Consider the following 12,144-nt stretch of genomic DNA (forward strand, 5'->3'; position numbering starts at 1 on the left):
CCGCCGACGTGGCGGTGCCCCCCTGCGCGTCCCGGTCGGGCGCTCCCCCCTCAGGGAGCCGAGGTCAGGCCAGCGGGCCGGTGACCGACTCGGCGGCCGCTACCAGCCGGCCCTCGCGGACGAACGTGTCGGCGAGCGCCAGATCGGGGGCGAGGAAGCGATCCGGCCCAGGGCCCTCGACCCCGAACTTCCGTACGGCCTCGACGACCGCCCTGGTGGCCGGCGCGGGCGTGAGGCCCTCACGCAGTTCCACGGCGCGCGTTCCGGCGTAGAGCTCGACGGCGAGCACCCGGGTGAGGTTGTCGACGGCGGTGCGCAGCTTGCGGGCGGCCGACCACCCCATGGAGACGTGGTCCTCCTGCATCGCGGAGGACGGGATCGAGTCCGCCGAGGCCGGGACGGCGAGCCGCTTCAGCTCGCTGACCAGCGCCGCCTGCGTGTACTGGGCGATCATGAGGCCCGAGTCGACCCCGGCGTCGTCCGCGAGGAACGGCGGCAGCCCGTGCGAGCGGTTCTTGTCGAGCAGCCGGTCGGTGCGCCGCTCGGCGATCGAGGCCAGGTCCGCGACCGCGATGGCGAGGAAGTCCAGCACGTAGGCGACCGGGGCGCCGTGGAAGTTGCCGTTGGACTCGACCCTTCCGTCCGGCAGGACCACGGGGTTGTCGACGGCGGACGCCAGCTCCCGCTCGGCGACCAGCCGCGCATGGGCGAGGGTGTCCCGCCCGGCGCCGGCGACCTGCGGGGCGCAGCGCACCGAGTACGCGTCCTGCACGCGCGGCGCGTCGTCCTGGTGGTGGCCGGTGAGCCCCGAACCCCGCAGCACGGCGAGCATGTTGGCGGCGGAGGCGCCCTGTCCGGGGTGCGGGCGGATGGCGTGCAGCTCGGGGGCGAGGACCTTGTCGGTGCCGAGCAGGGCCTCCAGGGAGATCGAGGCGGTGACGTCGGCCGACTTGTACAGCGTCTCCAGGTCGGCGAGCGCCATGACGAGCATGCCCAGCATGCCGTCGGTGCCGTTGAGGAGGGCGAGTCCCTCCTTCTCCCGCAGTTCGACGGGGGTGATGCCGTGCGCGGCCAGCAGCTCGGCGGCCGGCCGTACGACGCCGTCGGGGCCCTCGGCGTCGCCCTCGCCCATGAGGGTGAGCGCGCAGTGCGACAGCGGGGCGAGGTCGCCGGAGCAGCCGAGGGAGCCGTACTCGTGCACGACGGGGGTGATCCCGGCGTTGAGGAGGTCGGCCATGGTCCGCGCGACCTCGGGGCGCACACCGGTGCGGCCGGAGCAGACCGTCTTCAGCCGCAGGAACATCAGCGCGCGGACGACCTCGCGCTCCACCCTCGGGCCCATGCCGGCCGCGTGCGAGCGGACGATGTTGCGCTGGAGCTGGGCGCGCAGCTCCGGGCTGATGTGCCGGGTCGCGAGGGCACCGAAGCCGGTGGAGACCCCGTAGACGGGTTCCGGTTTGGCCGCCAGCGCGTCCACGATGCCGCGGGCCGCGGCGAGGGCCGTCAGCGCCTCTTCGGAGAGCTCGACCCGGGCGTCGGCGCGCGCCACGGCGAGGACGTCGGCGGCGGTGACACCGGACGTCCCGAGGACCACCGTGTCCACAGTGTGCATATCCATATTCAGGATCGTAGGGACTGAATCGCCGAATGTCACGAGCGGATGCCGGGTGGACTCCTTACCGGGCCGGCGACCCATGACACGATCCGCGACATTCTCGGACGAAGCAATTCGCGTAGATCAGGGAATGATCAGAGTTTTATAGGAATTCGATCAAAGAACGGTCAGAAACTCGCAGGTAACAGACGTATGTGGCAGGGCGGAGGGTTACGGTCATGACACCTGATGCGTTGACGCCTCACGTGCACGCCACCTCCCTGCGCGCACACATGCGGGTCGACGCCTCGGACGACCTCAGGTCCCCACGGCCACCACTCCCCCCTGTCGGCCGTGGGGCCCCTACGGCCCCGGCCACACCCCCGGCGTCCGTAGGCGTCCCAGGGCCGCGCGCGACCTCGACCAGGCGCGCGGCCCGCCCTAGGGCCGGCGCCCTCGAATGCGGCGCCGGTCCCCGGGGTGTGCCGGGTCGGCGGGCGCGGGCGGCCGGTCGGCGAGCCGGACGACCGGGTCCTCGCCGTCGTCGCCCTCCCGGCCCGCGACGACCGGCTCCAGGGAACCGGCGGCCTTGGCCCGGTACTGCGCGGCGTCCGCAAGCCGGAACAGCCGCCGCGCCGAACGCAGCGGCCCGATCGGGTCCCCCGTGGAGGCGACCCCGCAGGCGACGCCCTCACCGGGCTCCAAGTCCCGCGCCCGCGCACACAGATCACCGGCGACCCGCACCACCTCGTCCGCCGAGGGCCCCACCGCGAGCAGACAGAACTCGTCGCCGCCGAGCCGCGCGGCCAGGACGTGCGGCAGCTCCGCCGCGCAGCGCGAGAGCACCGAGCCGAACCGCTCCAGCACCTGGTCGCCCACGGCGTGCCCGTAGGAGTCATTGACCTTCTTCAGCCCGTTGAGGTCGCAGACCACCAGGCTGATCACGGTGCCGTCGCGCCGGTGCGCCTCCATCGCCTCGTCGAGCCGCAGATCGACCGCGCGCCGGTTGCCGAGGCCGGTGAGGGAGTCGGTGAAGGCGAGCCGCCGGGCCTCCTCCAGCCGTTCCGACTGCGCGATCCCCGCCGCCACGACCGAGGCGAGCACCGTCGCGAACGCGGCGTCGTCGCCGTGGAAGACGGGCTCCCCGGCGGGCCGGGCCACATACAGCTCGCCCCACGCCCGCCCGTTCAGCACGACCGGCGCCACCACGCAGCAGCCCCGGCCGCGCCGGCGCAGCGCCGCCACCCGCTGATGGCAGTAGCCACCCCGGCGCCGGTCCGCGACCGGCCCGGCCGCCGTCTCCACCCAGGCGTTGGGCTCACCGCCCTCCAGCCACCGCTCGTGCAGGAACTCCGCGATCTCCGGGAACTGGTGCACGGGGTACGTCTCGTCCTCCGGGAACTCCTCCTCGTCCGCCGCCCGGGTGCCCACGTTCACGAGCACCCGCAGCAGCCCGCGCTCCCGCTCCCACACGGACAGCGCGGCGAAGCTGCCGGACAGGGCCCGGCACGCCCCGTCCGCGGCCGCCCGCCACGACTCCTGCGGCGTGTGCGCGGCGGCCATGCCCCGCGCCAACGCCACCACGGCCCTCAGCCGTCTGTCCTCACCCACGGCTCCAGGCTAGGGAGCTTTGCGCCGATTTGAGACGTTGGCGAGGCGAACAGGGGTACGGCCCGCCCTCGTCCGCCCCGGCCACGGGCAAAGAGAGGTCCGGCCCGCCCGCATCGGCCCCGGCCACCCGGACGAGCAGGGGTACGGCCTGCCCGCACGGCCCCGGCCACCGGGCAAAGAGAGGGACGACCCGCCCACACCGGGCCCAGCCACCGGACGAGCACACGTACGGCCCGCCCACACCGGGCCCGGCCACCGGACGAGCACAGGCACGGCCCGCCCGCACCAGCCCCAGCCCCAGCCCCCCGGACGAGCCGAGGTGCGGACCGCGCCCGCCCGCCCCACGCACCCACGCCGAGCACCGGGCGCAACCCCTACTTCTCAATGCCACGGGGACGGCGTACCCACCCGCCCCACCGACCCTCGACCTCCCCGCGCACGCCCCCGGCGGAGCCCGCGCCTCACTCCCCCGGCCACTCCGGCTTGCGCTTCTCGTTGAAGGCGGCCACGCCCTCCGCCCGGTCGCCCGAGAAGGCCACGGAACGCCACGCCGCGTCCTCGACGTCCAGCCCCGCCCGCAGATCGAGGCCGTGCCCGAGCCGCAGCGCCCGCTTCGCGGCCCGCAGCCCCACGGGCGAGTTGGCGGCCATCCGCGCGGCCAGCGCCAACGCCTCCGTACGGTCCTGCCCCTCCGCGACCAGTTCGTCGACCAGACCCAACTCCCGCGCCTCCGCGGCCTCCAGCCGTCGCGCGGTGAAGATCAGTTCGGCGGCCCGCGCGGCCCCCACGCGACGCGGCAGCAACTGCGTACCGCCGCCGCCCGGAATCACCCCCACCGACACCTCCGGCAGCCCCACCACCGCCGTGCGGTCGGCCACGATCACATCGCAGGACAGCGCCAGCTCGAACCCTCCGCCCAGCGCGAAGCCGTGCACGGCGGCGACGGTCGGCATCGGCAGCTCAAGCACCCCGGTGTACGCCGCCCGCGCGACGGGCCGCTGCCGCACCAGCTCCGCGTCACTGAACGAGTTCCGCTCCTTCAGGTCGGCCCCGACGCAGAACGCCCGCTCGTGCGTCGAGGTCACCACGACCACCCGTACGTCCCGGTCGGCGGCCAGCGCGTCGCACGCGGCGGCGATGGAGCGGGCCATGTCGGTGGACACGGCGTTCATGGCCTTCGGCCGGTCGAGGGCGAGTTCGGCGACGTACGCGTGCCGCCGCACGACCACGAACTCGCCGTACCGACGCTCGCCGCCCGGCCCCTCTGCGACATCGACACCGACACCCATGACACCCTCCGGTTAACGCGTGTTAACTACCGTCACCCCGATCATCGCAGCCCGGCCCGCCCCGCAACACCCCCGTCTCGGCGCGGGCCCCCGGCGACGGCGTGACGCCTGCTCCCCCCGGCGACGACGCGTTCGGCAACCGCGCGCGACAACGCGTCGGCCCGTTTCCCCGATCGAGTGACATCCGACCCTTCTCGGGCCACATCGCCCACTTGGCCGCATAGCCTGCGCTCCGCCAGGCGCACCGGGGGACTCGGGCGCGGAGGGAGGACGGACCATGACGACGCACACGGTGACCAGGCCGACGGCACCCACCACGGGGCCACGCCCGAACACCCCACCGACGGCACCCCAGCCGCCGACACCGCGACCGCACACCTCCCCAACGGCACAGGCACAGAAAGCCCAGCCCCAGCCCCAGCCCCAAGCGAGCACCAACACGGGGCCCCGGCCCTCGACGCCCGAGGCCGCCCAGCGGCCCCCCGGGCCCCGGGCCTCGACCGGCTCACCCGCGCCGCAGCCGGGCTCACCGACGCCACAGGCACCCCCGTCAGGGGCGGCTCGAGGTGCCTCGGCGCCCTGGACCCCATCGGCCGCCCACGCATCGTCCACCGCGGCCGCCTCCAAGGCATCCGCAGCGGCGCCCCCAGCGCAGACATCACCGGGCTCACCCAAACCGCAAGCCTCGCCGTCAGGGGCGGCTCGGGGCACCTCGACGCCCTGGACCCCGTCCGCCGCGTCCGTGTCGTCCGCCGCGGCCCCGGCCAAGGCATCCCCAGCGGCGCCCCCAGCGCAGACATCACCGGGCTCACCCAAACCGCAGGCCTCGCCGTCAGGGGCGGTTCGAGGTGCCCCGGCGCCCTGGGCCCCGTCCACCACGTCCTCGTCTCCCACCCCGGCCCCGGCGGCGGGCGCGTACGACGATCAGCAGGCGCCCGTCGTTCTCGCCGGGCGGCCCCGTGGGCGGCATCGGCGGCCGCGTCCCCGGAAGGTGCTGTTCGCGGTCGGTGGGATGGCTCTGGCGGCCAGTGCGCTGAGCCTGCTGCGGCTGGCCTCGGACCCGGTCTCGGGCGGCGGCGCGGCCGGTACCACGCCGAGGGCGGCGGACGACCTCTCGGACGAGGCGACCGACGAGGCGACCGGCACCGGCGCTTCCCTGGGCGGCGTGCCCTCAACGGAGCCGACCGCCGACGCGCCCATGGGCGACACGGGCGCCGCGCCGACGGCACCGCCGGCACCGGGTTCGGCCACCGCCGTACCGTCGCCGTCGGCGACCTCGTCCGTGCCCTCCATCGGCGTCGAACTCCCGGGCGGCCCCGGCGCCCCCCACACTCCCCCGGAGCGCGCCACGCTCCCGGAGACCCCGGCGGCCCCCGAGACCCCCCGCCCCACCCGGGACACGCCCACCCAACAGCCGCCCGCGGCCAGGCAACCCGCCGCACCCGCCGCACCCGACGCACCGGACTCCCCGACCACCCCCGACGGCACGACCGAGCCGACTCAGTCGCAGCGGCCGGGCCTGTGCGTCCCGGTCGTCGGCCTGTGCGTCGACGACACTCCGGTCGGCAGGTGAGAACGGCCCTCCCGGCAGCCGACGCCACGACGCGACCGCCCGGCGACAGCGCCACGGCTCGCAGCCCACGGCCCGCGATCGGAAGCCGCGAGCCTCACTCGGCGCGGAGTCCTGAGCCCTCGGCCCAGGTGCCTACCGGGGAACGCGCCACACCCGGCTCTCGTCCCGGCGCCGTACCGCTCATCCCCCCGGTCGCCGGCCCGCGCCCTCAGTCCCGAACGTCCTTGCGTGCCCCAGCCGGAAGCCCATCGCTCGGTCACCCGGAATCACCGGCGGATCGCGGCGGTCACCCGTGTCCGGGCCGCCCGCGGCGGTGCCTACGCCTTGCCCGGTCGGCGGGTGAGGAGCCACGGCTGGACCACGCCGAGACCTCGTACGGGGCGTTGCCACATGGGCTGGAGGGCGAAGCGGTAGGTCGGCGGTTCCTCGCCCTCCTTCTCGGCGGCGGCCGCGGCCTCGGCGGCCTCCGCCTCGGACGCGGGGGCCTCACCGGCGCGGATGAGTTCCTCGGCGAACGCGGCGTCGACGAGGACCGCGTCCTTGGGCGCTATGGAGGTCAGCCGGCTCGCGAGGTTCACCGTGGAACCGAACACGTCGCCCATGCGGGTCGTGACGGTCCCGAAGGCCATGCCGACGCGCAGCTCGGGCATGGTCTCGTCGTTCGCCATGGTCTCGATCAGCCGCAGGGCGATCTCCGCGGCCACACCCGAGTCGTCGGTGGCGTAGAGGACCTCGTCGCCCAGGGTCTTGATCAGCCGGCCCCCGTTCGCGGCGACGAGATCCGCGGCCGTGGTCTCGAAGGCCTCGACGAGTTCGCCGAGCTCCTCCTCCTCCATGCGGCGGGTCAGCCGGGTGAAGCCGACCAGGTCGGCGAAGCAGACCGCGAGTCGCCGGTCGACCATCTCCTCGTCGTCGGCGGCCTGCACGACCCGGCCGGTGGCGGCGGCGAGCTGGCGCCGCCAGACGTAGACGAGGAACTCCTCCAGCTCGGGCAGGAGCAGTTCGATCAGGGGGTACGTCACCTCGGTACGGGTCATGCCCGGCTCCGGCGGTTCCGTCAGCCCCTCCAGGAAGGAGTCGATCTGCCACTCGGCGAGCCGCGCGGTGGTCTGACCGGTGGAACGGGCCACCTGCACGGCCATGGCCTCGCTGAGCAGGCCCGCCTCGACGAGACCGGCGAGCCGCCGCAGGGCGAGGACGTCCGCCTCGGTGAGCGCCTTGGCCTGGCCGATGTCCGCGAAGCCCATGGCCCGCCAGAACCGGGACGCCAGTTCCATGGAGACGCCCGCGCTCCGGGCCGCCTGGAAGGGGGTGTAACGACGCTCGGCTCCGAGGATGAGCCCTTCGAGCCGCAGCGCGAGCGGGTCCTCCTCGCCGCCGTCCGCGCCCTGGGGGTCCGGCGGGTCCACGCGGCCCTGCGCGTCCGTGCCGGAGCCCGTGTCCTCGACGCTCACGCCAGCTGCCCTTCCGATCTCCCGCGGTCACGTACTCGACCGGCCTCAACTCTACGGCAGGTGTGCGCCAGCTCACTCCGTCAGGTGTGGCCGACAGGGTTGCCCTCCTTGACCGTACGGCCACGGCGTGCTCGCTGCCCCCGGGAGCGGAACTCCCGGGGGCCTCACCCGCACCCCGGGCCGGCGGCCCGCCTTCCGGCGGCGGGCGGCCTGGACGCCGTCACCGGGTGCCCGGACAACGGGTGTCCCACACACCCCACCGCCCCCTGACGTCTCCTCTTCTCACACGGCGCGCAGATGCACGATGTCCCCGGCGCCCACCGGCTCCTGCACGCCGTCGCCGGTGGCCAGCACCAGCCGCCCGTCCCCGTCGACGGCCACGGCCTCCCCGACGATCGACCGGTCGCCCGGCAGCTCGGCCCGCACCTTGCGCCCGAGGGTCGCGCAGCCGGCCGCGTACGTCTCCTGCAACCCGCTCACCGCCGGGTCGCCCCCGGCCCGCCGCCAGCGGCCGTACCAGTCCTCCAGCGCGCGCAGCACGGCGCGCAGCAGGGGATCGCGGTCGGTGGTCACGGCGCCGGCGAGGGCCAGCGACCCGGCGGTGGGCACCGGCAGCTCGTCCTCGCGGAGGCTGACGTTGACGCCGATCCCGATGACGACGCCGCCGTCGCCCGCGCGCTCGGCGAGGATGCCGCCGGCCTTGCGTTCCTCCCCGTCCACGGTCACCAGCACATCGTTGGGCCATTTGAGTGACGTGTCGACGCCGGCGGCCCGGGACAGCCCCGTCGCGACGGCGACACCGGCCAGCAGCGGCAGCCAGCCCCACTGGTGGACGGGAACGTCGGTGGGCTTGAGGAGGACGGAGAAGAAGAGGCCGGAGCGGGGCGGTGCCGTCCACTGCCGGTCGAGGCGTCCCCGGCCGGCGGTCTGTTCCTCGGCGACGAGGACGGCGCCCTCCTCGGCGTCCCCCCGGACCGCGCGGTCCACCAGGTCGTGATTGGTGGAGCCGGTGCGCTGCACGACCTGCACATCGCGGTAGAGGCCCCCGTGCCCGCCGTCCCGTACCAGCCCGCGTCGCAACGCGGCCCCGTTGAGCGGTGGGCGGTCGAGGTCGGACCAGCGGCTGTCGTCTGAGGCATCTCGCGGCGTCATGCAACCCACCCTAGGTGTGGTAAACGCCGCACTGCCGATCCGTAGGGGCAGCACTACGCTACGGATGAGTAACCACCGCCACTTCTGAGCACGTACCGAGACAGCACACGTCGTCGCCCCGAGCAAGCCCGCACCGCCCGAGCAAGCACGTACCGCGAAGTTCTCACGTCCCCATGTCCCACTGAGCAGGCAGGGAGCCGCATCCCGATGTCCGAGCCGGAAGAGCCAGCGACCATCGACATCCACACGACCGCGGGGAAGCTCGCGGATCTGCAGCGCCGTATCCACGAGGCGACGCATGCCGGCTCCGAGCGCGCGGTGGAGAAGCAGCACGCCAAGGGCAAACTGACGGCCCGTGAGCGGATCGAACTGCTCCTCGACGAGGACTCCTTCGTGGAGTTCGACGAGTTCGCCCGCCACCGCTCCACCGACTTCGGCATGGAGCACAACCGCCCCTACGGCGACGGTGTCGTCACCGGCTACGGCACGGTCGACGGCCGCCCCGTCGCCGTGTTCTCGCAGGACTTCACCGTCCTCGGCGGTTCCCTGGGCGAGGTCTTCGGCCAGAAGATCATGAAGGCGATGGACTTCGCCCTGAAGACCGGCTGCCCCGTGATCGGTATCAACGACTCCGGCGGCGCCCGCATCCAGGAGGGCGTCATGGCCCTCGGCATGTACGGGGAGATCTTCCGCCGCAACACCCACGCGTCCGGTGTGATCCCGCAGATCTCCCTGGTCGTGGGCCCCTGCGCGGGCGGCGCGGTCTACTCCCCCGCGATCACCGACTTCACGGTCATGGTCGACCAGACCTCGCACATGTTCATCACCGGCCCCGACGTCATCAAGACGGTCACCGGCGAGGACGTCGGCTTCGAGGAACTGGGCGGCGCCCGCACCCACAACGCGACCTCGGGCGTGGCCCACCACATGGCGGGCGACGAGAAGGACGCCATCGAGTACGTCAAGCAGCTCCTGTCGTACCTGCCCTCGAACAACCTCAGTGAGCCCCCGGCCTTCCCCGAGCAGGCGGACCTCACCGTCACCGACGAGGACCGTGAGCTGGACACCCTCGTCCCGGACAGCGCGAACCAGCCGTACGACATGCACACGGTGATCGAACACGTCCTGGACGACGCCGAGTTCTTCGAGACGCAGGCCCTGTTCGCGCCGAACATCCTCACGGGCTTCGGCCGCGTCGAGGGCCACCCGGTGGGCATCGTCGCCAATCAGCCGCTGCAGTTCGCCGGCTGTCTGGACATCGACGCCTCGGAGAAGGCGGCCCGCTTCGTCCGCACCTGCGACGCCTTCAACGTCCCCGTCCTGACGTTCGTCGACGTCCCCGGCTTCCTCCCGGGCGTCGGCCAGGAGCACGAGGGCATCATCCGCCGCGGCGCCAAGCTCATCTACGCCTACGCCGAGGCCACAGTCCCGCTGATCACGGTCATCACCCGCAAGGCCTTCGGCGGCGCCTACGACGTCATGGGCTCCAAGCACCTCGGCGCCGACCTCAACCTCGCCTGGCCCACCGCCCAGATCGCCGTCATGGGCGCCCAGGGCGCGGTCAACATCCTGCACCGCCGCACCATCGCCGCCGCCTCCGAGGAGGAGCGCGAGGAGGTCCGGGCCCGCCTGATCCAGGAGTACGAGGACACCCTCCTCAACCCCTACACGGCCGCCGAACGCGGTTACGTCGACGCCGTGATCACGCCCTCGGACACCCGCCGCCACATCGTCCGCGGGCTGCGGCAGCTCCGCACGAAGCGGGAGTCCCTGCCCCCGAAGAAGCACGGCAACATCCCCCTCTAGACCCGACGGGAGCCATCGTGATCAAAGTCGTACGGGGCAACCCGACCCCCGAGGAGCTGGCCGCCGCCCTGGCGGTGGTCCAGGCGCGCGCCGCGGCGGCGGCCACACAGCCGTCCGGCGCGCCCACCCCCCGGGACTCCTGGTCCGACCCGTCGCGCATCGCCGCGCACCGGCTGCCCGCGCCGGGCCCCACCTCCTGGAGCCGCAGCTACTGGCCCGGCTGAGCGGAACCGCGGCCTCAAGTTGAGTACGCGTACTCAGGCGTCCGGACCACAGCGCCCCGCACCATCGGAGCATGCTGTGGTCCGACCCTGAGAACAAGCCGCCGAAGGAACTCCGCGACACCCAGGACATGCTCCGCCGGCTCAGCATCCTCATGGCCCTGGCCATGGTCCTGGCGATGCTGGTCCTGGGCATCCTCTGAGCGACCGGTGCCCGCCGCTACGCTGACCGCATGACCGAACCGCACCCCCGGCGCCGTCTGGTGCTCGCCTCGCAGTCCCCCGCCCGCCTCAACCTGCTCCGCCAGGCCGGCCTGGACCCCGAGGTGATCGTCAGCGGAGTGGACGAGGACGCCGTCACCGCCCCCACCCCGGCCGAGCTGGCCCTCGCCCTCGCCGAGGCCAAGGCCTCCGTCGTCGCGGCGAAGCCCGAGGTCAAGGGTGCCCTCGTCATCGGCTGCGACTCGGTGCTCGACCTGGACGGCGAAGCTCTCGGCAAGCCCGCCGACGCCGAGGAGGCCACGGCCCGCTGGAAGGCGATGCGCGGCCGCGCCGGCACCCTCCAGACCGGCCACTGCGTCTACGACACCGCCGCCGGCCGCTACACCTCCGCGACCGCCTCCACGGTCGTCCACTTCGGCGATCCCACCGACGAGGAGATCGCCGCGTACGTGGCCTCGGGCGAACCCCTCTATGTCGCGGGCGCGTTCACCCTCGACGGCCGCTCGGCCCCGTTCATCGACGGCATCGACGGCGACCACGGCAACGTGATCGGCATCAGCCTCCCCCTGGTCCGCCGTCTGCTGGCCCACCTGGACGTGGCCATCACCGACCTGTGGACTCCCCAAGTCCCGTAGCGGCGGCTCAGGACGCTCCGGCGGCCGGCGGCGCGACGGGCGCGGCCGGCGCGCCCTCCTCGTCCGGGCCGGGCTCCCCTGCGCCCCCCTTGCGGTCGCAGGTCATCAGGGTGAGCACCACGAGCGCCAGCACCACCATCATGAAGACGAACGCGCCCCACCCGACCAGCCCCACCGTGAGCGCGCCGAGCAACCCGTGCACCACGGCCGCGCTGATGAGCACGACACGCCCGAGCCCGGCGGCAGGCCGGTCCCGTATCGCGACGAGCAGCGCGACGACCCCGCAGAACGCGAAGTAGAGCCCGAAGACGACACCCCCGGCCTTCGAGGACAGGGACATCGCGTCGGGGTCGAGTCCGGCGAGGGACATCTTCTGCCGGTCGACGACGGTGCCGAGGAACCACTGGAGCAGGGCGATCCCCAGCCCCTCCGCGAACAGCACGATCGCCGTGACCACCGCCACCGGTCTGCGGATCACCGCCACCCACCCACTTTCCCTGCCGCGCCGTTCCCGCCGGGGCACCGTTACCCCAAGTACCTGTTCGAGACATCGCGAACGCTACTAACGGGTAAACCCGGGGACAAGG

General features: G+C 73.6%; 11 protein-coding genes. 5 read left to right on the plus strand and 6 right to left on the minus strand.

Annotation, left to right across the window (positions count from 1 at the left end):
* Positions 1-64 precede the first annotated feature (64 nt).
* The 3 genes from hutH to M8J73_RS16095 form a co-directional block, all read right to left on the minus strand.
* Entirely contained in the window at positions 65-1,603 is a 1,539-nt protein-coding gene (hutH, locus tag M8J73_RS16085; RefSeq protein ID WP_055538586.1) for a histidine ammonia-lyase, read from the minus strand.
* Positions 1,604-2,035: 432 nt separating this feature from the next.
* Positions 2,036-3,205 carry a GGDEF domain-containing protein gene (locus M8J73_RS16090; protein ID WP_055538587.1) on the minus strand — a complete coding sequence of 390 codons (1,170 nt, stop codon included), beginning with the start codon at positions 3,203-3,205 and terminating at the stop codon, positions 2,036-2,038.
* Between the two features lie 461 nt (positions 3,206-3,666).
* Entirely contained in the window at positions 3,667-4,494 is an 828-nt protein-coding gene (locus tag M8J73_RS16095) for an enoyl-CoA hydratase/isomerase family protein (RefSeq protein WP_055524409.1), read from the minus strand.
* Positions 4,495-5,506: 1,012 nt separating this feature from the next.
* On the opposite strand from M8J73_RS16095, the gene M8J73_RS16100 reads away from it, so the two are divergent.
* Complete coding sequence (locus M8J73_RS16100; RefSeq protein ID WP_249828747.1) at positions 5,507-6,067, plus strand: hypothetical protein; 561 nt, start codon at positions 5,507-5,509, stop codon at positions 6,065-6,067.
* A 317-nt stretch (positions 6,068-6,384) separates the two neighbouring features.
* Here the strand turns inward: M8J73_RS16100 and M8J73_RS16105 are convergent, their stop codons facing one another.
* Complete coding sequence (locus M8J73_RS16105; RefSeq protein ID WP_055539406.1) at positions 6,385-7,521, minus strand: adenylate/guanylate cyclase domain-containing protein; 1,137 nt, start codon at positions 7,519-7,521, stop codon at positions 6,385-6,387.
* A 282-nt stretch (positions 7,522-7,803) separates the two neighbouring features.
* Entirely contained in the window at positions 7,804-8,673 is an 870-nt protein-coding gene (locus M8J73_RS16110; RefSeq protein ID WP_055539405.1) for a biotin--[acetyl-CoA-carboxylase] ligase, read from the minus strand.
* Between the two features lie 207 nt (positions 8,674-8,880).
* On the opposite strand from M8J73_RS16110, the gene M8J73_RS16115 reads away from it, so the two are divergent.
* The 4 genes from M8J73_RS16115 to M8J73_RS16125 all read left to right on the plus strand — a co-directional run bounded on the left by M8J73_RS16115 (position 8,881) and on the right by M8J73_RS16125 (position 11,557).
* On the plus strand, positions 8,881-10,479 hold the full coding sequence (locus M8J73_RS16115; RefSeq protein WP_055521846.1) for an acyl-CoA carboxylase subunit beta: 1,599 nt from the start codon (positions 8,881-8,883) through the stop codon (positions 10,477-10,479).
* 14 nt (positions 10,480-10,493) lie between these two features.
* Entirely contained in the window at positions 10,494-10,703 is a 210-nt protein-coding gene (locus M8J73_RS16120) for an acyl-CoA carboxylase epsilon subunit (RefSeq protein WP_055521845.1), read from the plus strand.
* Between the two features lie 71 nt (positions 10,704-10,774).
* Positions 10,775-10,903: a morphogenic membrane protein MmpB gene (mmpB, locus tag M8J73_RS44810; protein ID WP_099967174.1), complete on the plus strand. Its 129-nt coding sequence runs from the start codon at positions 10,775-10,777 to the stop codon at positions 10,901-10,903.
* Positions 10,904-10,933: 30 nt separating this feature from the next.
* Positions 10,934-11,557, plus strand: a complete 624-nt coding sequence (locus M8J73_RS16125) for a Maf family protein (protein WP_055539404.1) — start codon at positions 10,934-10,936, stop codon at positions 11,555-11,557.
* Between the two features lie 7 nt (positions 11,558-11,564).
* Here the strand turns inward: M8J73_RS16125 and M8J73_RS16130 are convergent, their stop codons facing one another.
* On the minus strand, positions 11,565-12,035 hold the full coding sequence (locus M8J73_RS16130; protein WP_206187862.1) for a hypothetical protein: 471 nt from the start codon (positions 12,033-12,035) through the stop codon (positions 11,565-11,567).
* Between the last annotated feature and the right edge of the window lie 109 nt (positions 12,036-12,144).

Origin of the sequence: Streptomyces neyagawaensis, assembly GCF_023516595.1 — a bacterium.
Classification (GTDB): Bacteria; Actinomycetota; Actinomycetes; order Streptomycetales; family Streptomycetaceae; genus Streptomyces; species Streptomyces neyagawaensis.